At 59.6% G+C, this 23,292-nt stretch carries 28 protein-coding genes, 1 tRNA gene and 2 pseudogenes; 9 read left to right on the plus strand and 22 right to left on the minus strand.

Annotated features, from left to right (window positions below; all coding sequences use genetic code 11):
• Positions 1–143: 143 nt before the first annotated feature.
• From phoB to phoR, 7 genes and pseudogenes are all read right to left on the minus strand, one after another.
• Positions 144–827: a phosphate regulon transcriptional regulator PhoB gene (gene phoB / locus MHI61_RS20920; RefSeq protein WP_004672768.1), complete on the minus strand. Its 684-nt coding sequence runs from the start codon at positions 825–827 to the stop codon at positions 144–146.
• Between the two features lie 135 nt (positions 828–962).
• Positions 963–1,676, minus strand: coding sequence for a phosphate signaling complex protein PhoU (gene phoU / locus MHI61_RS20925; protein WP_096764942.1), 714 nt, complete (start codon positions 1,674–1,676; stop codon positions 963–965).
• 44 nt (positions 1,677–1,720) lie between these two features.
• Positions 1,721–2,536: a phosphate ABC transporter ATP-binding protein PstB gene (gene pstB, locus MHI61_RS20930; protein WP_239790352.1), complete on the minus strand. Its 816-nt coding sequence runs from the start codon at positions 2,534–2,536 to the stop codon at positions 1,721–1,723.
• Positions 2,537–2,551: 15 nt separating this feature from the next.
• Positions 2,552–3,871, minus strand: a complete 1,320-nt coding sequence (gene pstA, locus MHI61_RS20935) for a phosphate ABC transporter permease PstA (RefSeq protein WP_239790353.1) — start codon at positions 3,869–3,871, stop codon at positions 2,552–2,554.
• Complete coding sequence (pstC, locus tag MHI61_RS20940) at positions 3,868–5,349, minus strand: phosphate ABC transporter permease subunit PstC (protein ID WP_239790354.1); 1,482 nt, start codon at positions 5,347–5,349, stop codon at positions 3,868–3,870. The genes pstA and pstC overlap by 4 nt, the downstream gene beginning before the upstream one ends.
• A gap of 166 nt (positions 5,350–5,515) precedes the next feature.
• Positions 5,516–6,551: pseudogene (locus MHI61_RS20945) on the minus strand (substrate-binding domain-containing protein).
• A 335-nt stretch (positions 6,552–6,886) separates the two neighbouring features.
• Positions 6,887–8,108 (minus strand): annotated as a pseudogene (phoR, locus tag MHI61_RS20950) (phosphate regulon sensor histidine kinase PhoR).
• Positions 8,109–8,353: 245 nt separating this feature from the next.
• Between phoR and ppk2 the strand changes: the two are divergent.
• The gene (ppk2, locus tag MHI61_RS20955) at positions 8,354–9,235 is read left to right on the plus strand and encodes a polyphosphate kinase 2 (RefSeq protein ID WP_239790355.1); all 882 of its coding nucleotides are present in this window, start codon (positions 8,354–8,356) and stop codon (positions 9,233–9,235) included.
• 71 nt (positions 9,236–9,306) lie between these two features.
• On the opposite strand, the gene MHI61_RS20960 is transcribed toward ppk2, so the two are convergent.
• Positions 9,307–10,506, minus strand: coding sequence for a regulator (locus tag MHI61_RS20960; protein WP_239790356.1), 1,200 nt, complete (start codon positions 10,504–10,506; stop codon positions 9,307–9,309).
• A gap of 286 nt (positions 10,507–10,792) precedes the next feature.
• On the opposite strand from MHI61_RS20960, the gene MHI61_RS20965 reads away from it, so the two are divergent.
• Complete coding sequence (locus MHI61_RS20965) at positions 10,793–11,752, plus strand: nitronate monooxygenase family protein (RefSeq protein WP_239790357.1); 960 nt, start codon at positions 10,793–10,795, stop codon at positions 11,750–11,752.
• Between the two features lie 121 nt (positions 11,753–11,873).
• Positions 11,874–11,949: transfer RNA gene (locus MHI61_RS20970), tRNA-Thr, on the plus strand.
• A gap of 170 nt (positions 11,950–12,119) precedes the next feature.
• Here MHI61_RS20970 and MHI61_RS20975 read toward each other — a convergent pair.
• Entirely contained in the window at positions 12,120–12,437 is a 318-nt protein-coding gene (locus MHI61_RS20975; RefSeq protein WP_239790358.1) for a succinoglycan biosynthesis protein exoi, read from the minus strand.
• Positions 12,438–12,599: 162 nt separating this feature from the next.
• On the opposite strand from MHI61_RS20975, the gene MHI61_RS20980 reads away from it, so the two are divergent.
• The 3 genes from MHI61_RS20980 to MHI61_RS20990 all read left to right on the plus strand — a co-directional run bounded on the left by MHI61_RS20980 (position 12,600) and on the right by MHI61_RS20990 (position 15,210).
• Positions 12,600–13,085 (plus strand): hypothetical protein, encoded by a 486-nt coding sequence (locus tag MHI61_RS20980; RefSeq protein WP_239790359.1) that lies wholly within the window; start codon positions 12,600–12,602, stop codon positions 13,083–13,085.
• Between the two features lie 283 nt (positions 13,086–13,368).
• Entirely contained in the window at positions 13,369–14,268 is a 900-nt protein-coding gene (locus MHI61_RS20985) for a hypothetical protein (protein ID WP_239790360.1), read from the plus strand.
• A 387-nt stretch (positions 14,269–14,655) separates the two neighbouring features.
• A complete protein-coding gene (locus MHI61_RS20990) occupies positions 14,656–15,210 on the plus strand; it encodes a hypothetical protein (RefSeq protein ID WP_239790361.1) in 555 nt (184 codons plus the stop codon).
• A gap of 55 nt (positions 15,211–15,265) precedes the next feature.
• Here the strand turns inward: MHI61_RS20990 and MHI61_RS20995 are convergent, their stop codons facing one another.
• Genes MHI61_RS20995 through MHI61_RS21005 form a run of 3 tightly spaced genes read right to left on the minus strand, consistent with a single transcriptional unit; the run spans position 15,266 to position 16,175 of the window.
• Positions 15,266–15,643, minus strand: coding sequence for a thermonuclease family protein (locus tag MHI61_RS20995; protein WP_239790362.1), 378 nt, complete (start codon positions 15,641–15,643; stop codon positions 15,266–15,268).
• A complete protein-coding gene (locus tag MHI61_RS21000) occupies positions 15,640–15,864 on the minus strand; it encodes a hypothetical protein (protein ID WP_239790363.1) in 225 nt (74 codons plus the stop codon). The genes MHI61_RS20995 and MHI61_RS21000 overlap by 4 nt, the downstream gene beginning before the upstream one ends.
• The gene (locus MHI61_RS21005; protein WP_239790364.1) at positions 15,861–16,175 is read right to left on the minus strand and encodes a hypothetical protein; all 315 of its coding nucleotides are present in this window, start codon (positions 16,173–16,175) and stop codon (positions 15,861–15,863) included. The genes MHI61_RS21000 and MHI61_RS21005 overlap by 4 nt, the downstream gene beginning before the upstream one ends.
• Positions 16,176–16,260: 85 nt before the next feature.
• Between MHI61_RS21005 and MHI61_RS21010 the strand changes: the two genes are divergently transcribed.
• Positions 16,261–16,554, plus strand: coding sequence for a hypothetical protein (locus MHI61_RS21010; protein WP_239792923.1), 294 nt, complete (start codon positions 16,261–16,263; stop codon positions 16,552–16,554).
• The gene (gene ligD, locus MHI61_RS21015) at positions 16,511–17,563 is read left to right on the plus strand and encodes a non-homologous end-joining DNA ligase (RefSeq protein WP_239790365.1); all 1,053 of its coding nucleotides are present in this window, start codon (positions 16,511–16,513) and stop codon (positions 17,561–17,563) included. The genes MHI61_RS21010 and ligD overlap by 44 nt, the downstream gene beginning before the upstream one ends.
• 559 nt (positions 17,564–18,122) lie before the next feature.
• Here the strand turns inward: ligD and MHI61_RS21020 are convergent.
• Positions 18,123–18,407, minus strand: a complete 285-nt coding sequence (locus tag MHI61_RS21020; RefSeq protein WP_239790366.1) for a CopG family transcriptional regulator — start codon at positions 18,405–18,407, stop codon at positions 18,123–18,125.
• A gap of 311 nt (positions 18,408–18,718) precedes the next feature.
• On the opposite strand from MHI61_RS21020, the gene MHI61_RS21025 reads away from it, so the two are divergent.
• The gene (locus MHI61_RS21025) at positions 18,719–19,072 is read left to right on the plus strand and encodes a hypothetical protein (protein ID WP_239790367.1); all 354 of its coding nucleotides are present in this window, start codon (positions 18,719–18,721) and stop codon (positions 19,070–19,072) included.
• Positions 19,073–19,325: 253 nt separating this feature from the next.
• On the opposite strand, the gene MHI61_RS21030 is transcribed toward MHI61_RS21025, so the two are convergent.
• The 9 genes from MHI61_RS21030 to MHI61_RS21070 all read right to left on the minus strand — a co-directional run bounded on the left by MHI61_RS21030 (position 19,326) and on the right by MHI61_RS21070 (position 23,226).
• The gene (locus MHI61_RS21030; protein WP_239790368.1) at positions 19,326–19,532 is read right to left on the minus strand and encodes a hypothetical protein; all 207 of its coding nucleotides are present in this window, start codon (positions 19,530–19,532) and stop codon (positions 19,326–19,328) included.
• A 215-nt stretch (positions 19,533–19,747) separates the two neighbouring features.
• Positions 19,748–20,155, minus strand: coding sequence for a hypothetical protein (locus MHI61_RS21035; protein ID WP_239790369.1), 408 nt, complete (start codon positions 20,153–20,155; stop codon positions 19,748–19,750).
• Positions 20,156–20,257: 102 nt separating this feature from the next.
• Entirely contained in the window at positions 20,258–20,569 is a 312-nt protein-coding gene (locus MHI61_RS21040; protein ID WP_239790370.1) for a hypothetical protein, read from the minus strand.
• A gap of 683 nt (positions 20,570–21,252) precedes the next feature.
• Complete coding sequence (locus tag MHI61_RS21045; RefSeq protein WP_239790371.1) at positions 21,253–21,765, minus strand: hypothetical protein; 513 nt, start codon at positions 21,763–21,765, stop codon at positions 21,253–21,255.
• A 22-nt stretch (positions 21,766–21,787) separates the two neighbouring features.
• On the minus strand, positions 21,788–21,967 hold the full coding sequence (locus MHI61_RS21050) for a hypothetical protein (RefSeq protein WP_239790372.1): 180 nt from the start codon (positions 21,965–21,967) through the stop codon (positions 21,788–21,790).
• Positions 21,964–22,134: a hypothetical protein gene (locus MHI61_RS21055; protein ID WP_239790373.1), complete on the minus strand. Its 171-nt coding sequence runs from the start codon at positions 22,132–22,134 to the stop codon at positions 21,964–21,966. Before MHI61_RS21055 ends, MHI61_RS21050 begins: the two co-directional genes overlap by 4 nt.
• On the minus strand, positions 22,131–22,541 hold the full coding sequence (locus MHI61_RS21060) for a transposase (protein WP_239790374.1): 411 nt from the start codon (positions 22,539–22,541) through the stop codon (positions 22,131–22,133). Before MHI61_RS21060 ends, MHI61_RS21055 begins: the two co-directional genes overlap by 4 nt.
• Positions 22,538–22,918 carry a hypothetical protein gene (locus MHI61_RS21065; RefSeq protein ID WP_239790375.1) on the minus strand — a complete coding sequence of 127 codons (381 nt, stop codon included), beginning with the start codon at positions 22,916–22,918 and terminating at the stop codon, positions 22,538–22,540. Before MHI61_RS21065 ends, MHI61_RS21060 begins: the two co-directional genes overlap by 4 nt.
• 113 nt (positions 22,919–23,031) lie before the next feature.
• Positions 23,032–23,226 (minus strand): hypothetical protein, encoded by a 195-nt coding sequence (locus tag MHI61_RS21070; protein ID WP_239790376.1) that lies wholly within the window; start codon positions 23,224–23,226, stop codon positions 23,032–23,034.
• Positions 23,227–23,292: the final 66 nt, after the last annotated feature.

Below are 23,292 nucleotides of genomic sequence, written 5' to 3' on the forward strand. Positions count from 1 at the left end.
CCCCACTCGTATGGGTCCTCGGGTCAAGCCCGAGGACGACGGAGTGTGGGGGACGCGAGCGGCAGGAACCGCACCGTGCAGTGATCTGTCGGCCGCGTTTTGCGTTACGCGGCTCCGACGCCCGGACCAACCAGACGGCGCCCTCAGGCTTCCATCGAATAACCGGCGCCGCGGACGGTGCGGATGACATCCTGCATGTTGGAGAAGTTCAGCGCCTTGCGCAGGCGGCCGACATGGACGTCGACGGTGCGTTCGTCGACATAGATATCGTGGCCCCAGACGCCGTCGAGCAATTGCGAGCGGGAAAAGACTCGGCCCGGCGACGACATCAGGAATTCCAAGAGGCGGAATTCGGTCGGGCCGAGGCGGACTTCGCGGCTCTTGCGATGGACGCGGTGGGTTTCGCGGTCGAGCTCGATATCGCCGCATTTCAGCACCGAGGACAGCACCTCCGGGCGGGCGCGGCGCAGCATGGCCTTGACGCGGGCAACGAGCTCGGGGGTCGAGAACGGCTTGACGACGTAATCGTCGGCGCCGGTGGACAGACCGCGGACGCGCTCGCTCTCCTCGCCGCGCGCCGTCAGCATGATGATCGGCAGCCGTTCGGTTTCCGGCCGCATGCGCAGGCGCCGGCAGAGTTCGATGCCGGAGACGCCGGGCAGCATCCAGTCGAGGATGAGAAGATCGGGCGTTCGCTCCTGAAGCCTGATTTCGGCCTCGTCGCCGCGCAGGATGGTATCGACTTCGAAGCCTTCCGCTTCGAGATTATAACGGAGAAGCACGCTGAGGGCTTCCTCGTCTTCAACAACTGCAACTCTCGGGATCATGCGTGTCCGTCTCCTCGCGCACGATCCTTAAACCGGGGGTGATTTAAGCAAGGGATCCCGCGCAAAATCAGAAATTGGCTGCGACCTCTTTGCGCGCCCGGACGGGCGCGCACGCGATGGGCTGGTCCGGCACGGTTATTCCGTGGCGGCACCGACGGTGTTGGCGCTGTCGTCCTTTGGACGGTCGCCTTCCGGCTGGGCGCCGGTTGCCATGTAGTAGATCGTCTCGGCGATATTGGTGGCGTGATCGCCGATGCGCTCGATGTTCTTGGCGCAGAAGAGAAGATGCGTGCAGCTCGTGATGTTGCGCGGATCTTCCATCATATAGGTCAGGAGTTCGCGGAACAGCGACGTGTACATCGCGTCGATCTCGTTGTCGCGCTCGCGGATGGCGGTCGCCTTGTCGGCGGCGCGCGTCGTATAGACGTCGAGCACTTCCTTGAGCTGGACGAGCGCCAGCTCGGACAGATGCTCGAGACCGCGGGCGAGCTTGCGCGGAACGCCGGTGCTCTGCACGGCGATGACGCGCTTGGCGGTGTTCTTGCCGAGGTCGCCGACGCGTTCAAGATCGGCGGCGATGCGGATCGAACCCATGATTTCGCGCAGGTCCGAGGCCATCGGCTGGCGGCGGGCGATGGTGACAATCGCCTTGTCGCCGATTTCGCGTTCGGTGTGATCGAGGATCACATCGTCGGAGATGACCTTCTGCGCCAGCGCGGTGTCGCCGTTGACCAGGGCGCGAACGGATTCGGCGACCATCTGCTCGGCTAGGCCGCCCATTTCGGAAATCCGCCTGGAGAGGAACTTGAGATCATCATCATAGGCAGAATAAATATGTGTCGATGCCATGGGGCTTTGTCCTCGAATAACGGGAAGGCTTCGGACTGCCGCAATCAGCCGAAGCGACCCATGATGTAGTCCTGGGTGCGCGGATCGTCCGGGTTGGTGAACATCTTGTCGGTGTCGTTCTCCTCGACGAGGTTGCCGAGGTGGAACATGGCCGTGCGCTGCGACACGCGCGCCGCCTGCTGCATGGAGTGGGTGACGATGACGATCGTGTAGTTCTCGCGCAGCTCGTGGATCAGCTCCTCGACCTTGGCGGTGGCGATCGGGTCGAGCGCCGAGCAGGGCTCGTCCATCAGGATGACCTCAGGGCTGACGGCGACGGCACGGGCAATGCACAGGCGCTGCTGCTGGCCGCCGGAGAGGCCGGTGCCGGACTCGTGCACGCGGTCCTTGACCTCGTTCCAGAGGCCGGCGCGCTGCAGGCTTGTCTCGACGATCTGGTCGAGATCGGCCTTCGACTTGGCCAGGCCATGGATGCGCGGGCCGTAGGAGACGTTTTCGTAGATCGTCTTCGGGAACGGGTTCGGCTTCTGGAACACCATGCCGACGCGCGCGCGCAGCTCGACGACGTCGATGTCGGGATCATAGATATCGTCTGTATCAAGCGTGATCTTGCCGGTGACGCGGCAGCCCTCGATCGTGTCGTTCATGCGGTTGAGGCTTCGCAGAAAGGTCGACTTGCCGCAGCCCGAAGGGCCGATCAGGGCAGTTACGGTGTTTTCGCGGATGTTCAGGTTCACATCGAAAAGCGCGCGCTTCTCGCCGTAGTAAACCGAGACATCCTGTCCGATCATCTTATACGGGACGTTGCTCATCTTCTGATCCAGCGCCTTTTCAACTGCAGCTTCCGTCAACATGTTCATGATGTTTAACTCCGTTTACCAGCGGCGCTCGAAGCGACGACGCAAGAGGATGGCGCCCATGTTCATGACGATCAGGAACAGGAGCAGGACGATGATGGCACCCGAAGTACGCTCCACGAAGGCACGTTCGGCCTCGTTCGCCCACATATAGACCTGCACCGGCAGGGCCGTCGAGGGTTCGAGCGGCGTGGTCGGCGCGTTGGCGACGAAGGCGACCATGCCGATCAGGAGCAGCGGCGCGGTTTCGCCGAGCGCATGCGCCAGGCCGATGATCGTGCCGGTGAGGATGCCGGGCATGGCAAGCGGCAGGACGTGGTGGAACACCATCTGCATCTTCGAGGCGCCGAGACCGAGCGCTGCGGCGCGGATCGACGGCGGCACGGCGCGCAGTGCCGCGCGGGTGGCGATGATGATCGTCGGCAGGGTCATCAGCGTCAGCACCAGGCCGCCGACCAGCGAGGCCGAACGCGGCAGGCCGATGAAGTTGATGAAGACGGAAAGGCCGAGCAGACCGTAGACGATCGAGGGAACGGCAGCGAGGTTGTTGATGTTGACCTCGATCAGGTCCGTCAGCTTGTTCTTCGGCGCGAACTCCTCGAGGTAGATCGAGGCGGCAACGCCGATCGGCAGGGAAAGCGCCAGCACGATCAGCATCAGGTAGAGCGAGCCGATGAGGGCGACGCCAAGGCCGGCGGCCTCCGGACGGCTGGAGTTGCCGTTGACGAACAGGCCGGTGTTGAACTCTTTCTGAAGAGCGCCGCTCGCCTTCAGCTGGTTCATCCAGGTCACCTGCTTGTCGTTGACCTTGCGGTTCTTCTCATCGACGGAGAGATCGATCTGGCCCTTGTTGGCGCTGTCGATATTGGCGTCGGCGAGCAGCGAGACATTGACCGTCTTGCCGATGAGCGAGGGATCGGCGACGACCATATCGCGCAGCTGGATCGGCGCGCTCTTGGAGAGCATGGCGGTCGCCTCGCGCACGTCAGGTTTGCTCGAAGCATTGATGTTCAGCTGCTTGACGATCGCGTCGCGCAGCAGAACCGGGTAATTGGCGGCGACCAGCACCGAAGGATCGCTCGCACGCTTGTTATCAGGATCGATCGTCTTCTCGGCGAATTCGATCGGCAGGGTGATCGCCGTCTGCTGGAAGGCAGTGTAGCCTTTGCCGATCACCGTCCACAGCAGGATGAACAGGAAGACGAGACCGAAGGTGATGGCGGCGATGCCATAGACCTGGAACCGGCGCTCGGCGGCGTAGCGACGCTTGATGCCGATATCGCGGCGCGCTGGCGCCTTGGAAACGGTGCCGGCCGTGGGAGAAACAATATCCGTCATTCGTACTGCTCCCGGTATTTGCGCACGATGTAGAGCGCGTAGATATTGAGGCAAAGCGTGATGCAGAACAGGGTGATGCCGAGGGCAAAGGCTACCAGCGTCTGCGGCGAGGTGAACTCAAGGTCGCCTGTGAGCTGGTTGACGATCTTGACGGTCACCGTCGTCATCGGCTCGAAAGGATTGATCTGGATGCGGGCGGCAACACCGGCGGCCAGCACGACGATCATGGTTTCGCCGATGGCGCGCGAGGCAGTCATCAGCAGTGCGCCGACGATGCCGGGAAGGGCTGCAGGCAGGACCACCTTCTTGATGGTTTCGGAGCGCGTGGCGCCGAGACCGAGCGAACCGTCGCGCAGCGCTCGCGGCACGGCGGTGATGATATCGTCCGACAGCGAGGACACGTAGGGGATCAGCATGATGCCCATGACGATACCGGCGGTCAGAACACTCTGCGCCTGGATGAAGTTGCTGTAGTTGCCGGAAAGCAGGCCGCTGATCTGAGTGGAGAAATCGCGCAGGAACGGACCGACGGTGACGAGCGCGAAGAAGCCGTAGACGATCGTCGGAATGCCGGCCAGCACTTCGAGAAGCGGCTTGGAGACGCCGCGCACCTTCGGCGAGGCGTATTCGGCCATGTAGATGGCGGCGAAAAGCCCGACCGGCACGGCGACCAGCATGGCCACCAGACCGATATAGAGCGTGCCGAGCAGCAGCGGTATCAGGCCGAACTGGCCGAAGGACGAGCTGCCAGCGCCGGCAAAGCGCGGATCCCAGACGGTGCCGAAGAAGAACTCGCCGGCCGGAACGGCGGCAAAGAAGCGCGTGGCCTCCGACAGCATCGACAACACGATGCCGATCGTTGTCAGAATGGCGATCGAGGAGGCGAGCAGCAGCGCCCAGAGCATGACGCGCTCGACGCGGTTACGGGCGCGGAAGCGGGGCGCGATGGAGCGCAGCGCGTAGAAGGCGCCGGCGACGGCCAGAACGAAGACGATCGCAGTCATGGCCATGCGGCTCGTCAGGCTCATGGCGTTGAGCGTCTTGGCGGCGGTGACCATGTAAGGCTGCGGCTGGCCGGCGAGCGGCACGCCCTTCTCGCTGAGCTTGGCCTGGAGTGCGGCCGGATCGTTTGCGACCGCCGCGGTTTCATCCGAAGTCAGCATCGTCAGGCCGCGGGCGACCGTCGCCACCATCGAATAGCTCAGATCCTGCTCGACCGTGGCCTGGGCCTTGACCTCGTCAGGGAAAGCACCGCGAACGGAGGACTGGATGATGCCGGGGCTGACGGAGAGCCAGACGCAGAGAACGATGAGGGCAGGAAGAACGGCCCAGATCGCCGCATAAGCGCCGTAATAGGCCGGCCGTGAATGCAGTGCGGAGGATCTGCCCCCGGCAAGTGCTGAGGCACGGCTGCGCGCGACCAGATAGGCGGCGGCGCCGATCACCACAAGGCACAGAAGTATGACGGATGTGCTCATTCGTTACGTCCCCAGGCCCATGGCCCCCAAAAAGCCGGCGGCTTCATCAGCCTGCCTTCGGCTTCCAATCATGGAGAAGGAATTCAACCCTGCACCGGACATGCCGGCACGCAGGGGCATAAAGCAATGCCGGCGCGGGCTCAGAGGCACCGCGCCGGCAAAGTTATTACATGGACTTGCCGGCTTCGACAGCCTTGCGGATCGCTTCGCGCTCGGCATCCGGAGCGGCAACGAGGCCGTATTCGGCCAGCGGGCCTTCGGGGCCGATCATCTGGTCGGATACGAAGAAGTTGACGTATTCCTTCAGGCCCGGAACGGCGCCGAGATGTGCCTTCTTGACGTAGAAGAACAGCGGGCGGGAAACCGGATAGGTGCCGTTGGCGATCGTTTCGGTGGACGGAACGATACCGTTCACGGTTGCGACCTTGAGCTTGTCGGCGTTGTTTTCATAGAAGGAAAGGCCGAATACGCCGACGCCGGTCTTGTTGGCGGCGATGCGTGCCAGGGTTTCCGGATAGTCGCCGTCGATGTCAACGGCAGCGCCGTCCTTGCGCACTGCGACGCAAGCCTTGCCCTGGGCAGCCTTGTCGGAGATTGCCTTGGCGATGACGTCGGTTGCGCCCGAAGCCTTGCAGCCGGCGGCGAGAACGTTCTGTTCGAAGACTTCGCGGGTGCCGTGCTTTTCGCCCGGGATATAGGCGGCGATGTCAACAGCCGGGAGCTTCGGGTTGACTTCCGACCACTTCTTGTAGGGGTTGGCGACGAGCTTGCCGTCGACGACGACCTGGGCTGCGAGGGCCTTGTAGATGTCGGCGGGAACGTAGGCGACATCGGGGTTGGAAGAGTCGGTCGCGAAGACGATGCCGTCATAACCGATCTTGACTTCCTGGATGTCGGTCACGCCGGCAGCCTTGCAGGCTTCGGCTTCGTTCTTGTTGATCGCACGCGAAGCGTTGGCAATGTCGATCGTGTCTTCGCCGACGCCCTTGCAGAATTCCTTCAGACCAGCGCCCGTACCGCCGGATTCGACGACCGGGGTCTTGAAGTTGGTGAAGGTCTCGCCGAAGGAACTCGGCAACGATCTTTGCGTAAGGCAGGACGGTGGACGAACCAGCAATCTGGATCTGGTCACGGGCGACGGCAGCGCCAGCGAAAGCTGCGGTTGCGGCGAGCGCGGCAACGGTGAGCTTGAAGGTGTTCATTAGAATCTCCCGGGTATTGGGCTTGTGTGAGTGCGGCCTCTAGAGAGGCCCTCGCATGCCTTTTTTCATCGGCGGGACTCTCTTAGCGCTGTAAGCCCCGTCCTTTTATGTCAAATCCGTGAAACATTTGTGACAGACTAAATTATTGAAAGAAAACGTAATTCTCAAAAGCACCGAGGTACGAATGTTGAGAACCGGCAAAGTCGGAACCTTCAATCTACCTCTCGTTGCAGAAACTGCCGACGCATCCCAAATTGGAGGCCCTAACCCGCACCCGTTTTACGGGGAGAGGGGACTTAACTCAGCTGTCTCGTATGGCACGTCCCCTCTCCCCGTCAGAACCGTACGGTAAAATCGGTGCCCTTGCCGACTTCGGATTTGACGATCAGCCGCGCTCGGTGGCGGGTGAGGATGTGTTTGACGATGGCGAGGCCGAGGCCGGTGCCTTTTTTCGAGCGACTGTCCTCGATGCTGACGCGGTAGAAGCGTTCCGTCAGACGCGGCACGTGCTCGGCCGGGATGCCCGGCCCCTTGTCGATGATGCTGACCTCGACGGGCCCGCCGGCTGCATTCTTCAGCCGGACGTCGACGACCTTGCCTTCCTGGCCGTATTTACAGGCATTTTCCATCAGGTTTTCGAAGACCTGGACGAGCTCGTCGCGGTCTCCCAGCACCTCGACCTTGCCGTCGGGCAGATGCAGGTTGATATCGACGCCGACGTCTCTGGCCAGCGGCACCAGCGAGTTCGCGGACATGGCCGAGCAGCGGCACCAGATCGACCTTCTCATCCGGGGCGATATGCGATTTCAGTTCAAGCCGCGAGAGCGACAAGAGGTCGTCGACCAGCCGGCTCATGCGTGTCGTCTGATCGAACATGATGCCCAGGAACTGCGCCTGCGCCTTCTGATCGTTCTTCGCCGGCCCCTGAATGGTCTCGATGAAGCCGCGCAGCGAGGCGAGCGGCGTGCGCAGTTCGTGGCTGGCATTGGCGACGAAATCCGAGCGCATGCGGTCGATGCGGCGAACCTCCGATATATCGCGGAAGGAGAGGATGAAAAACCGCTCGCGCTGGCCGTCGGCCTTGAATTCGACCGGCGCGCTGCGGACGATATAGACGCGCTCGGATGGCAGCCGCTCGGAATGCTCGATCTGGTTCGGCGCATTGGTTGCGATGGTTTCGCGCACCATGTCGAGCACGCCGGGCGAGCGCAGCCGGGCCGATATATGAGCGCCGAGCGCCACTTCGCCGAAGGCCTTTTCGGCGGCGCGGTTCTGGAAGAGCACCGAGGCGTCTTCGGACAGCACCATCACGGGAATATCGAGGCCGGCAAGCGTGGCGGAAATATCAGGCAGGCGGCTCGGCGGCGCTTCCGGCTCCGTCTCCTCCGGCTCGGCCGGTTCCGGCTTGAGCACCGGCGCCTCGTTGAACAGCGCGGTCAAGCTCAAGACGAGCAGGAGTACGAGCACGACCCACTTGTTCATGCCGGCGGCAAGAGCAATCAAGGCGCTGAGGATGGCCGCAAGTAGCACCGGCCGTTCGCGCCGAATGCGCGCCAACAGGCTTTTTCTCCACGGGATTTCGTCTGGCAAGTGGGCCTCGCGGCGTCGATTCGTTTTTCTTTATATTGGAACTGTGCCTGATAGCGGCAATTCATGACAGAAGTTTTCGGTTGGCGCCGCTTAAACGAAAGGCCGCAGCGGAAGCTTGAGAAAAAATCACGGGCCGCAAGCGAAAGATTTGATTTTCAAGGTTAAATATGTTCGCCTGCGGGGAGGGTAAACCATCAGCGCTGGAGGAGCATATGAGCGAGGATGTCGAAAGCAGGGCCGTGGAACTCACTATCCGCGGCAAGAAGCGCATCTTCGACGTCGACGACCCGGTCCTGCCGGACTGGGTGGAGGACCATGCGCTGGAATCCGGCGAATTTCCCTACAAGAAGAAACTGAGCGAGGAGGACTATCTTGAACAGCTGGAAAAGCTGCAGGTGGAACTCATCAAGGTGCAGTTCTGGCTGCAGGCATCAGGCAAACGGGTGATGGCGCTGTTCGAGGGCCGGGACGCTGCCGGCAAGGGCGGCGCGATTTCGGCTTCCTCGGCGCATATGAACCCTCGCCTTGCACGCGTCGTTGCTCTGACCAAGCCGACCGAACGCGAGCAGGGGCAATGGTATTTCCAGCGCTACGTCGCGCAGTTTCCAACATCGGGCGAATTCGTACTGTTCGACCGCTCCTGGTACAATCGCGCCGGGGTCGAGCCGGTCATGGGTTTCTGCACGCCGCAGCAATATGAGAGCTTCCTCAAACAGGCGCCGCAGCTCGAAAAGATCATCGCCCATGAGGGCATCTTCCTGTTCAAATTCTACCTCGATATCGGCCGGGAGATGCAGCTCAAGCGGTTCCACGATCGCAGGCACGATCCTCTGAAGGTCTGGAAGCTGTCGTCGATGGACATCGCGGCGCTGACGAAATGGGGCGATTACAGCGAAAAGCGCGATCGGATGCTGAAGGAAACCCACACGGATTTCGCGCCATGGACCGTCATCCGCGCCAACGACAAGCGGCGTGCACGCCTGCAGCTCATCCGTCACATGCTGAACAGGATGGACTATGAGGGCAAGGACAAGGCGGCGATCGGCGAGGTCGACGAAGAGATCATCGGCTCCGGCTCCGGCTTCCTGAAATAAGTCGTCTGCCGCCCACATAATTGCCGGACAGCGCCGCGCGTCTTTTCAGACGCGGCGCCGTAAGAAGCCGGTCACTGCCCCGGCAGGATGCGGATGGCGAAGAGGTTGATGCCGCGCGCCTTGCCGTCGAGATCGCTGTTGATCGTCAGCGTGCCCGGCGAATTCGGGGCGAGCGAGCGGTCGAACTTCACCTGCAGCAGCGCATCCGACTTTTCGCGGGTGACGCTGAAGCGATGGCGGGCGCAGTTGCCGAGCGATTGGAAATTGCATTCGACCGTCACCTGCGTCGGCTCGTCGGTGGTCGATTGCAGCGTCAGCGCGATGGTCGAGGATTTGCCGGCAAGCTGCTGCAGCACCGAGGCCGGAACGCTGACGGAGATATTGCCGTCAGCCGCGCCGCTTTCGGAAATCAGGCGCACGGCGGGACCGTCATTCTCGGTGATGTTTTCGGTGCGGGCCCGCGGGCCGCTTTTGATCTTGTCGGCCTCCTCAGGCTTGAACACTGGGATCCAGTCGGCCGAAAAACTGTTCTGCGGATCGATCGTGACCGGCTGATCGGTGTGGGTGGCGGCATCGCCGGCGCTGTCGTCATTGCCGGTGAAATCCTCGGGCTGGGTGCTCGCCGGCGGATTGGCGACGCTGGTGTCGCGTTCGGCCGCCGTCAAAAGCAGGCCCGAGGTATAAGCCCACCAGGCGCCGATGCCAATGAAGGCAAGCAAGACGCACCAGACGAGAAGCCTCGAAAAGAATTTGCGCGGCTTGCGGCGGCCGGCCGCCCGTTCCGGGCGGAAATCCATGCTGGTCGCACGCTCGCCACGCGTCAGCCGCTCCTCGCCGATCGGGGCGGCCGCGAGATGATCGGCATTGGCCGCATGGACATTATCAAGGCTCGAATCGTCGCCCCGGTGCATGACCACCTCGGGAGGGCCAGCCTCACCTGCAGCCACCGGACTTTCGATCAGGCTGTCGATATCGGCGACATCACCCCTGTGTATTGGGGGCGCCGGCATTTCGACGACGGGCGGCACCGGCACTTCAGGCGGGTTTTGGCGGGGGTGGAGCCGTTCGCGCTCCTCGCCTTCAATGGCGTGGATGGTGGTTTCCAGGCGGTGGCGGTGATGGGCGACGGCGTCGGCATCGGTAATATCCTGCTTGCGCAGGCCGGCTTCCAGCGCCTGGCGGGCCGACTGGTAGATCCTCGCTCGAACTTCCGGATTGTCGCGATCGGCATTTTCGAGCGCTGTTCTGATGGCCGTTTCTAATCCGCTCACATTACGTCCTTCACCTTGAACCCGGCGTCGGACCGCAATCCCCGCCGTTCTCCATCAAAATTCGGTAGCGGCAAGTGCGGCAAACCGCAAGCCTTGCAGCATCGCCCGCCGTTGATCTCAGGCGATATTCGCCAGCTTTCCCCGGCGTGCGAAGCTTCCCTATCCATTTTGTGGGCCTGATATATCGGGCGGAAATCGACGAAGGCATGGCAGCCGCTCTTTTATCGGCTTTTCTTCTCTGTTATGAGATTGACGTTTTCGTAAACGTCAATGCGAGCGGTGAACCATGGCCCTGCCCCCGATCCTCAAGGACAAACTCAGACTGCCGGTGATCGGCTCGCCGCTCTTTATCATTTCGCATCCGGCGCTGACGCTGGCGCAATGCAAGGCAGGCGTTGTCGGCGCCTTTCCGGCGCTGAACGCCCGGCCGGAAAGCCAGCTGGACGAATGGCTGGCCGAGATCACCGAGGAGCTTGCCCGCCACGACGCCACCCATCCGGAGCGGCCGGCGGCCCCCTTTGCCGTCAACCAGATCGTCCACATGTCGAACAAGCGGCTGGAGCATGATCTCTCGCTCTGCGTCAAATACAAGGTGCCTGTTGTCATCTCCTCGCTCGGCGCCGTGCCCGAGGTCAATGCCGCCGTGCATTCCTATGGCGGCATCGTGTTGCACGATATTATCAACAATCGCCACGCCCATTCGGCGATCCGCAAGGGTGCCGACGGGCTGATCGCGGTGGCATCGGGCGCCGGCGGCCATGCCGGCACGCTGTCGCCCTTTGCGCTAATCCAGGAAATCCGCGAATGGTTCGACGGGCCGCTGCTGCTTGCCGGCGCGATTTCGACCGGCGGCGCCATCCTCGCCGCAGAAGCGATGGGGGCCGACATGGCCTATATCGGCTCGCCCTTCATCGCCACGCAAGAAGCGCGCGCCGCAGACGCCTACAAGCAGGCGATCGTCGAGGGCGCGGCCGCCGACATCGTCTATTCCAACTATTTCACCGGCGTGCACGGCAACTACCTCAAGCCCTCGATCGTCGCCGCCGGCATGGACCCCGACAACCTGCCCGTCGCCGACCCGTCGAAGATGGATTTCGAACAGGCAACCGGCGGCGCCAAGGCCTGGAAAGACATCTGGGGCAGCGGCCAGGGCATCGGCGCCGTCAAGGCCGTCGAGCCGGTGGCCAAACTCGTCGACCGGCTGGAGGCCGAATACAGGGCCTCCCGCACCCGGCTGGCACTCTGAGGGCGGTCTTCCACAGCCTGCCCTCTTTTTTGCCAAAGGCATGACAGGGTGCTTGAAATCTTCGGACAATGCCTGTATCAGCGCCATGCAAATCGCAGGCCGCACGCTTCGGCCGCCAAATGCCGCTTTAGCTCAGTCGGTAGAGCACATCATTCGTAATGATGGGGTCACGTGTTCGAGTCACGTAAGCGGCACCAAAAACCTCAAGAAAATTAATAAGATATCGTTTCAGGTACGGAACGTTTCCCTTTGCGCGCGCCCTTGGGGGAAAATCTGGGGGAAAATCGGCTTTCCGTTTTCCCCGCCTCTGTGGCATCCTCCCCGGCATGCCCGCGCCCCGCCGGCGGCGCGCGGCGGGAAGAAAGCATTACGATTTCGATTTTCGCCAGCCGGCCGCCCAGGCTTCGAACTCCGAGCAGAACCAACGTTCGCCGTACTGTGGGCTGATCTTGGTCTGTGCATAGTATTTCTGCCCCGGCACGTGGAAGATACGCTCGCCCGTGTCGATGGAGACATTGCCCTTGATTCTGCACGCTTGCCCAGAGCCGCCAGAAGCGCTCCATGAGGCCAGCAAGTCGCTCGCGGTCCAACCGCCGGCCGCACCAAACGCGACCGCGCCGATCACTAAGCCCGGAAACTTGAGAAGCACCGATCGCTTCTGCGGATCGCGATAACCCGGACGCATGGCCTCATCTCCCCACGTGCTACGAATTGTAGCCGCGTCCGCACACGGGGGAAAGCTGAACAAAAGAATTAGTATCGGGCAATGCGCATCACTTGCGTCTGTCAGAAATTTATGCGCATAATAAAGCGGCATAAACATTTATGCGCATAGGACTCCCTTGGCATGGCAACGTTGAACATATCACTCCCTGATGAACTGAAGATGCGCATGGACGCGACCAACGAGAATTGGTCGGCAATCGCCCGGCGCGCCTTTGAACTTCAACTGAAATCAACGATGAGCATAGGAGATAACGACATGAATACCGTCATTGAGCGCCTTAGGGCATCGAAGCAGAAGATTGAGGAAGTGCAGCGCCCCGGATGGATCGAAGAGGGGCGCAAATGGGCGATGGAAACCGCCGAGTACGACCAGCTGGAAAGGGTCGCCCAACTGGCCGAACTCGATGCCGAGGCGATGGCCCCGGATGCTGGCGCACTTTTCCGAGCGCTTTGCGAAGCCATATATGAAGATGGCGACGGCTATTTAAGGGAAGAATTGGCTGAACAGCTAACCGGCGATGCAAGACGCTGGCCATCTTACGATCAGCTTTGCTGGTATATCGAAGGAGTGCAGCAGGTGTGGAACGAAGTCTCCGACGAAATTTAAGCGGCAGAACTGTGAGCACCGTATGCAGCCGGCGTCATCATCCCGGCTGCATATATCCTTCCTGCTCACATTTGGGTCAGGGCGGCAGATATCGTGACCATCCGAACCGGCCGGCTGCGTCAGATTGTTTTGCGCGTTGGCGGTTAGAACAACCACCCCAGAAACATGACAATTAGAAAGAGCCCCACCAATCCAGTAGCCCAGCTGTGGAATGTCAGCGACGGTGTGTAGCGCTAGAGATGCGAGCCGTGGTTAGGTGTCCGGATTCGGGAGGTCTGATTCGATGTCGGGACTTGTGGAAGAAATACAAAGGGACGCGCTAAACGCTGGCGTCCCGGTCACAACGATTTTGAGAAAGGTCAAGGTTGCGGCAGCCAAGCTAAATCTTGGTGCGGTCGAAGGCTGGGTCGAGCATGAACTTAACGGCTACCCAAACAATGACTTGCCGCCTTACCGAAAACTCCGAGGACGACCACAGGCGTTCAACCCTTACAATGGCTGGATTCCAATTATCCTATCGTCCGATAAGCAAAACGAGACGCTCGCAGCAGTTAATCTCCGACAATCTCTTCCCTCAGTTGAAGATCTTATCGCAAAAAGCTCCGCGGGCTTCGCAGAGATGCACCTGCCGCCTTCAGTGATCAGGTCACTTAATCAGGGATCTGATGTCGAGTTGGGACGAATGTCGGTCCACCTTTCTACAACTCAGTTGCACGGAGTGGTTGAAGCTGTCAGAAACGCAATTCTTGACTGGGCGCTATCCCTGGAAAAGGCCGGCATAAAAGGTGAAGGCTTTAGTTTCGATACCACCGAACGAACCAAAGCGCTTACCGGCAGCATCACCTACAACATCAATTCCATTGGATCGTTTAACGGCATCATGGGAGCGGAAAATACCGCCGGCGACATCGTCGCAAGATCGAACGATGTTGAACAGATATTGGAGCTGACAAAGCAGATTCGGTCGTCACTGCCCGAGCTTGGGAAAGCGGGAGCCGAGACCCCTTTGCTTGTGGAAGCTCTAAACGCCATTGAGCTGGAGGGGAAAAAACCTAGCCCCGAACGCAGCCGCCTCAGTTCTTTGCTTGCGGACGCTCGCAAAGCAATGGTTGGAGCCGCAGGAAACCTAACAGCCGAGGGAGCAATGTCTCTACTATCGGCCGGCATCAAGCTCTTGGGGTAATCCGCATCGATAACGGTTTTTATCGCTACCATGGGCCGACGCGACGCCTATCCTGACGCACGTTCATTCTCAGCGAGGCGGCGGCAAATACGGCGACCATCCGAAAAGCGCCTGGAGCAACAATATGACAGCCTTCCGGGCGGCGGCGCCCTTGCCGCGCGGGAGGTACGTCAGCACGCTGTTCTGGAAATAATCTTGTGTAGCAATGCGTCAACATGGCGACTTAGCCGACCCGTCCCCTTTGCGTTGGCTTAGCCCGAGTGGCAGTTTTGGTTGATAAGTCGACGTTACGAGCAGCTCACCACCGGCGACGATAGAACATTATGTGCGCCGCCCCTATCTGTTCAATGATCATGCAAGAGATGGGTTCCTCTGATGGAGTTTCGATTGATTTTTGATGGCGACCTTCGACCGCGCCGCCGCTGCGATATTGAGGATATTCACAAGATTAGGTTGGCGATACACCCTCAGATGCAGAACCTGTGGCAGCATGAACCATTGGTTCATTCCACGAAATGGCTGCAAGCCGTGCCGGTAAAAGGAGATCTGACCGCTCGTGATGAAGTGGATGGGCAACCATTCATATCCATCGTCTCGAAGGGACTATTCACCCAGGCCGAACTAGATGTCCTTCTCTTGCGCGCACAGCCGCCTGGCCAGCTCATTACAAATCAGGGCGATATCGACAATAGGATGAAAACGCTCTTCGATGGGCTGAGAATTCCGACGAAAGCAGAAGCGAAAGAGCTCCGAGGTCGCGGACTTCTTGCCAATGACATGGTGTACTGCTTGATGCAGGACGATGCGCTTGTAAGCAAGCTGACGGTAACAACCGATCGTCTTCTTGGCGAGCCGCTTGGCAGCAACCGGACGCTCGCAATTATTAACGTAAAGCTTCGTCCGACGCGGGTCGCGATGGGTAACATTGGCCTTGTTGCATGACTACGATCGCGACAAAGTTCACGCTCAATACAAACTGCCGTACCGTCGTTGGACGCTATCCGCTGCACCAATCGTGGGGCCGCCTCGGGCTCCATGTCCTGGCAAAGCCCTCCTGCAGCAGCTTTTTGCCTATCTCTTCACCATTCGTTCGGTAGATGTTTACGAGGGGCCGGTGCGACGGCGTACGGTCTATCGCGCCGCTGAACATCACCCGCAATCCCTTTTCCGCCAAAAGCTCTTTCAGCCTCCCCTTGGCGATCAGCGCCAGCTTCCGTTCCTTGATGCACTTCGCGTGCGATCCGATCTCCGGCGTGTCGATGCCCGAGATGAACGGAACGCCTTCCCCCAGCAGTCGCATATTCTGCCCATCGCATTTTACCGTGTCGCCGTCGACGGCCGTCAGTGATGCGCATAGGATCAATCCGGCGATCATCGGTCAACGTCCCCGCGCTCGGCCGCCTCGAGCTTCCTCCTCAGCGCCTGTTCCTGCTCATAGCTTTTGTAGGGGAAGTGTTCCCAGCACCACCAGCGGACGGGGATCGCCTTTGATGGGCTGTGACCGAATCCGCCCCACGTCTTGCAGCCGACTTCCTCGCAATAGTGCTCGAAATGTACATTCGCGCCGGGTGCGCTTGAGTGGTTTTTGATACTCATTTGATCTCCTGGAGCTGCCAGCCAGCCTTCGGTTTGGGCCACCCCTTCTTTGCTGCCCGAAAATCAGCTTCCATTTCGGCTTTCGCCTTCGCTGCCGTAGGACCAGTTGCCCAGACAGTGATGCGCATGCGGCCCGCCCTGAAGACGAAACGGCGCTCGGAAACGTGCTTGCCGGCGGTATATCCTGCGCGAAAGCAGGCACGTGCAGCCGATGGGCTAATGCCGTCTCGGAAAGAACCCGGTTGCGACCGCCACCAGTCGTTAAACGCTATTTCGAAGGCAACGGCTTTTGTTTGAAGACGATCAAGCATATCAGTCTCGGTCGTATCTCGGCCGCCACCCCCGCGTCATGCCTCGGCCCATTGCGCCTTCTGTCAGTACGAGTTGCCAGCGAAGGTGGCGAATGTCACCCAGGAGAGTTCCTATTGCGGCTTGTGCATTGCCTTTGTGATAGGCAAGCACCTCGGCAATTTCATCATCAACCATGGCTTCGCCGATCGGCTGCTCGCGCATATCCGTGCTCCATACTCAAGTTTTCAGATTGGCGGCCGCCTCGCCGATGTTCCTATTATGTTCTCGGTCGCCGTGGAGTCAATAATCAATCTTGGTCAGTTGCTTTTTAAGTTGTTGCTGATGAACTGCGGGCATGACAATGCCGCCTCGCAAGCCTTCCCAGCCGCTGCTTGGTGACGCTGACGCACCGCTCCGCAGCCGCCCGCGTAAGAAGCGTGATCCGGCGCAGCATCAGCTCACCCTCGACCCTATGCCGGCGCGCATCGATCCGTGCCTGGCGCTCCTCAAGCCGCGGCCGCCGAAAGGCCGGCAGTGGGCGTTCGAGGTTAAATGGGACGGGTACCGCTTGGCTGTACACATCGAGCCCAAGGGCGTTCGCATCCTGACGCGGGGTGGGCACGACTGGACGGCCCGCTTCCCCGCGATCCTGGCGGCTGCAAAGCGCCTTTCTGTCTCGACGGCGATATTGGATGGCGAAGCCGTCGTGTTCGATGAGCTGGGCCGGTCGGACTTCGGTAGGCTCCAGCAGTCGCTCGGCGGGAAGGGCGGAAAACGGACATCGTGGGAATCCGTCTGCATGGTCTTCGATGTCCTCTATCTCGACGGCCACGACCTCACCGGGACAGAGCTCACCGCCCGGCGCCATCTCCTCGAGGGGGTAGTGCCGCCCGGCGGGGAGGAGGCCATTCGCCTCTCCGAGGAGATTGAAGCGGATGGCGAAACGCTTCTGCGCATCGCCTGCGAGCATGGGCTTGAGGGCATCATCGCGAAAGATCGGAACAGCACCTATCGCAGCGGCAAGAACGGCGATTGGCTGAAGATCAAATGCATCCAGAGCGACGGCTTCGCAATCGTCGGCTATCAGCGCTCCAGCGCGGCGTTCGGGAATATCGGCGCGCTCCTCCTGGCTGCTCGAAAGGGTGACGACCTGATTTACGTCGGACATGTGGGAACGGGCTTCAAGGCAGACGAGGCGATGAGGCTTCGCGCAACGATGGACAGGATCAAGGCGACCAAACCGGCCGTCAAATATTCCGGCGGCCGCAAGAACCTTGTCTGGATCAAACCGAAGCTGGTTGCCGAGATCGAATATCGAGGCTGGACGCATGACGGCAAGCTACGCCACCCCTCATACAAGGGGTTGCGAGAGGTGCAGGATAACGCCGCGGTTTATCAGTTGGAATGAGGAACCGCGTTCAGCCCCACACAATCGAGGCGACATAGGCATCGCTGTGCGAAAGGATACAACGATGCGACGAGCGATTTCTGAACACAGTTATGCACCTCTGCTTCAAGGCAATTTGGCTCCTGGCAGTTATTGGCGTCGAGCCGGCGGCCGCTACGCCTAAATGTCCTCCCCAGAACGAATTGCTGGCTAAGGCGAAGGTCGTGGTTGAGGCTCGTGTGAAGTCGCTGTCGATCGGAGAATCGGGTTTGCTACCGGCGGATACCAACATTCCGACACGGATGATACGGGTCGATTTGGAAATCACGAGGGTTATCAAAGGCAAATACCCGCGCAAGGAAGCAACCGTGTACGGCGTCGCCTTTCCCCAGTCCCCTTCATGGAACTGGCCAAGATGGCGTTGATTACCGGCCTTGATAGTGACGACACGTTCGAATGGGAACTTTCACGGAACGAACTAGGTCCTGGTTTGGAGCTCTATTCGATGAACAACTGCAGCTATTATAATTTCCGGGATGATTTATTTTCCCGCTAATCGTCGGGTTCGTCACATCGATATTTATGCTGTCCCGTCAACATCGCCATCCTCGTCCAGCTCGTGCACCGGCAGATAGGTGTTCTTCTCCATCCACTCCCGGACGATGAACCTGACCGTATCATTGCGCGTCATGCCGAACTCGCCGGACAGGTCGCGCAAAGTTTCCTCAACATCTTCGTCCATTGAAAGGGCGCCGGCATTGCGCAGCCGCAGGGCGGCCCGGCGAAGCATGATCTGCAGATCAGCGCGCGAGATATCGGCGATCCGATCGGCGGCATCTTCGAGGAGGGCGGCGGTGTCGAGCATGGTATGGTGCGGGCCTTTCGTCGTGCCGGCGGTCGATGTGACAGGTTTGCCAGGGCACGGCTCTCCCTTGGTAAACCGGATTAGCACGACCAACCTTTGGGTCTGAGCCGTCAAAAGTTGTAGGATACGCAAAGCCGGCCCGCTCCTCGCTCGAAAAAGGCCCCTGATGCACGGAACTGTCGGCATTATCTGCTACAACCTAAGACGGTAAAATACTACCAATAAATCTTATAGTAGTCTTTAAGTCGTCGGTCTGATAGGTTTGTGGGTGTCTGCCTTACCAATCCAACGGCCCAACAATGGAGATCGACATGACCGATAAATCTAAGACGCCTCCCGCCAAGAAGACAATCCAAGACCCCCCCGAATACGCAGCTGCCAATAAATTGAAGGGCCACGAGAACCAAGCCGGTTATCAGCAGAACGGGCAGAGCTATCAACAAAACGGGCAGAGCGCAGTAGCGCCCGCCTCCAATGACCAGCATGACGGTCGCGTCGGCACCGGCAACGTTAGCGGTGATTTTTTGGGGGGGCCACAAGACGTAGCCGAAGTGCCTGGATCGAAGGAGAGTGGTCCGACAGGCTCGGGGAAAGCTCAAGGCGAAGGGGCAAGAAACCCCCAAACCGGCGAACGGTATGCGAGAAACCCCCAAACGGGAGAGTAGCAGCCGATACTGCTGGGACTTCGCTGTGCCCTACGCACGGGTTAGGCCGATATCGACAGCGATTGGCGGGCGTTCCCTATCGGAACGCTCGCTGTGGCCGTCTCGGCCTGACGACGGAACCCTTTTTTTGCGCTGCGCCGATCGCCTCAAGGATCATGCCGGCGACGGTTTCTTGTAAACTAAACGCTCTTGCATCCGCCCCTGCCGCAGGGGGCAGCTCCCCGATCTAAAGACTGACCGGGCAACCTCCTGGTCAACCCAGCAAATGCCAATGATCCAGAAAAGGATAGACGCCTGACAGGAGCGACCCGATCGTCGCTAGTATCGCAAGCCAGATTTGGTAACGCTCGAGCTTTAGACGTTTCTCAACGATGACTGCTTCACCCTTCCAATACAGGCGTCCATCATCGCCCACTTCCAAATACCCTAGGTCATCCCAGCTGATTCCATGACGGGTCATCGTTTCTCCAATCGTTTGCGCTTCCCCCTTGCGGAATAGCTAAAGGCTAGCGAGGCGGTCATGTGTTTGAAACCAGGGCCGCGATAATCACTGTTCGGCCGGACCCAGCGGTTGCATTCGGGGCAGAGATAGACAGCGGACGGTCGACAAAGCGCATCCGTAATGTGGCAGTCTTCAAGACACCCAAAAGGTTTGTCTTCTAGCCACGAGCAGCTTCACCGCGACGCGGACCCCCAAATTGAAAAAACTCCTAGAGCAAAAGACATGAGTGAGAGAAGGGCGAGGAAAGCTCCGATATTAGCCAAGAGCGAACCAACGGACCATGCGCGCTCTTTGCCTTGAATGATCGATGTCGCGTAGCTCTGGTTCGAATAATAGGCGAAGAACCAAGTAAGCACGGAAAGGCCAGCTCCGACCGCAAACCAGGCGAGCGAGCGCATAGCTGCCTTTACGACGAAGTATGTTCCCCAATCGATTTTGTCGTTCCCGGCGAGGTTTGCGATAAACGCCAAAAGCGCAATGCAAGCGCCACCATTGAGCAGAAGCAGGGCTTTCAGGCCTTCTCGCGCGGAGTCAACGGACGCCTTTTCCAGTTCTGCGGCTCTTTGTTTAGGATCGATCATGGTTGCCTCATCTGTGCATTCAAGCTGAATAGGTTAATCCCGATCTGATCAAAACCTTTCTTCCAAAACAGTGGAAGGTTTCCGTCGGGTGGCTGAGCCCTCTCACTGACCGACAGCGTCCATAAAGGTGTACATCGCTCCGCACGCCTTTGGATGGCCGTCTCGTTTCAGTTCCTTGTCAAACTCAGCAAATCCAACGCTCACATACTTTCTGGCCTCTTGTTCGCGAGTGCTCGCGCACGTCGCTTTAATGCGCGCCATGGTCTTACGAATTGCGTTTGATTCCGGGAAGTTGCATTGCAAGGATGCCCGCATAAAGAGGCCGTACATCTTCCACAGGTTCGGACACTCGCCCTTTGGCGCTGAGGCTGCGAACGATTGAGATGCCGTTCCCATCAGCAGAAAAGCACCCACCAGAACTGATCGCCTGTTACCCATGCCCACCCCCTCACGCACGCTTTAGATGTAAGTTTGCTGAAGCGCGGATGCAGGTCAAGCTGAACCACTCGCGATGACGGTCTTTATCGCTACCTTGGCCAGCACGCCGCCTATCCTGATGCGTTCATTGTCAGCGAGGCGGCGGCGGCGCGAACTTCGTCCAACCAAAACGAGATCGCAAGACGAACTGGAGCGCCCTGACAGCAACAGCGCCGTTGCCGCCGGCGAGGTCGAAAAGCCGCAGAGCGAGCGCGCATTCGAACTTCGATGCGCCTCGGCGTAACTCCGCTCCGTAGGCCCGTCGCAGCGTCTTCTCGCTGATGCCGAGGACGTAGCAAATTTCCGACTGTCGCACTCCCCTTGAAGCCAACAGGATAACGACACGTCGGTCCATTGGGCTAGGGTTATGCGGAGGTCGTCCGGGGGTCTTTTTAGCCATTTCCATCTACGGACGGGAAAAACTCTTGCCGATGTTTTCTGCCGGCGAAAAAAATCCGGGAGTGAGATTGCACGCGGGCCTGGCTTCTTTGTCTATTAAGGTCCGACCTGCCCCCCGGGGCCTAAGGCAAGGTCTGGTTCGCGCCTTGCGGGCAATTTATTCGAGCTCCCGCGTTCCTTCGGGCATATGCCCACGAAGCGTATTGCCGCAGACCCCGGCTTCAGTCGGTGGAATAGTTGAACGTACCGCAGAGACCTTGGCTATTGATGTTGTGCGGAGCTTTCTTCGATCCAAAAACCGCCATCCCAAGCAGTGGAGTATTTCCGAACGACAATTTTTCGAGAAAAACGATGTATCGGGCCGAGCCAGATTTACCGCAGAGCGTGTTGCCGTTTTTGAGAGCGCCCGGATCCCGCGATATTTTGAAGACCTCCGCAGTCGTCATCTTGTCGTCGGTCTCGTCCCACTCGCGCCACGATGCGCCCACCGAGCCCAGTTCGACATCTTTGCCGTTCTCGAATGTGATCGTCATCTTGCTACCGCGGCTGGCGAAATTCGGATTTCCGGAGAGCCGTATTGCACCGGTGATCGACTCGGCGGTGCGGCTATAAGGCTCGAATTTGCGCTTGTTTTGCCAGACGTGATGTTCCGTAGCTGATTGGGCCCACACTGGGCCGCAAATGAAGAACACCAGGATCGCAAGGGCTACTGGATAGCTGCGCTGCAAGGTCATTATTTCAGATCCGTCTCTATTTTCATTCCACTGTGAAAAAATTGAAGCCGTCACAGCCGCGAGGAGAAATGTGTTGCTTCTTTAGCATGTTGCCCTGCTTGTCACCATTGAGCATTGTCGGTAGCCAGATCCGAAATGGGGTCGCAAAGCGGTCCTGCCGCGGCACCAGCGGCGCGCTCAGGTGAAAGGCGGTCGGCTTCACTGAAGTCTCGTCGTTGGCGCATCGGGCTCATCAAAATACCGATATACCGCCGCAACGATGATCGCAGCTTCCTTATCCGTGAGGGGCCTTTGCAGGTGCTCGGCAGCAAGCTCCCAAGCTCTTTCGACTGCGTCGGCTATTCGAGGAGGTAGATCGATGATCATCATGCCGGGGTCGATCCCGCCGTGGTGCGTTTCACCGGTCTGTCGCCTTTTGAAGCCAGTTGCCAGCAGGCTGGATCGCGGCCGGGGGCCGAGCCTTCTGGGACAGCCTTTAGTGCGATCCAGAGGCTTCCGGAATGCGTGATGGCATCGCCTTTCGCGTAAGAGGACGCGCGCTGATAATTCCCCAAATATCGAATTCCACCTTCCTCAAGTGCTTCGATCCGGGCCGATAGCGCCTTCAGCTTCACGGCTGTGGCGGCTGTGATGGCCGCGACGAGTGCGTGAACCGTACGCCTGCTCACCGGCCGCTGAAGCTGCTCTTTCGTGAAGTTGCCATCAAGCCCAGTTCGGATCTCCTCCGCGCGCGCCGCTATCATGGCGAGGTGCTGGTCCGCGTCCGTCTCGCTCATTGCCCCATGCACCCGAAAATTTCCACGACCTCGGAGCCCGACATAGTGCGACCTAGATCAAGGATTGTGGCTAGATTTTCGATCTGCTCGCGATGGCCGATCACGAAATCCTCCGCGAGGGTCGAAAACGCGCTAAGCATCGCGGCGCGAGGATCGGACCAGGAGCCCAAGAAAAATGCATGCTCCAGAAGCAGTTCATCCGATGCCGATAGTCCGGTTTCTGGCGCTGCCGCATGGCCGGCTAACGCAGTAATCGCGTAGGCAATTGCAATTGCGCCGTGGTGACGTCCGCGTTCAAGAAGGTCACCTGGAGACTGGAGGCCCACCTCGCTCCGGTTGACATAGAGCACGCCAATCCCATGGTCGAGCGCCGCCAAAGCGTGCCCAGCCTCATGGAGCGCGCTACCGCTGATCGCCACCGACTTCACTATGAAGCATGTCTTCGATCCAGTCATTTACCGACTGTAGCAAACCGCGGCATGGCGGGCCGTTACACGTCACCGGCCAACGCGCGGCAAAGTACCTGGATCATCTTACAAAGCGCCCGCTCCAATGCTTCGTCATCGTCCGCGTCCAGGGGATGCAGGAAATGCAGTTCCTCCAGCATAGTGGCAGTCTCGACCTCATCGATCTCAAGCATGATCACGCGGCGGCCGGCCCGTTTCCGTTGCCTGTAGAGGCGCATGCGCTCTCTGGAGGACTTTGTACCCATTGTTCACCGCCGCTGTCCGCAAAAGCGGCTTTTGATAAC

This window comes from Rhizobium sp. K102, from assembly GCF_022385315.1.
GTDB classification, from domain to species: Bacteria; Pseudomonadota; Alphaproteobacteria; order Rhizobiales; family Rhizobiaceae; genus Rhizobium; species Rhizobium croatiense.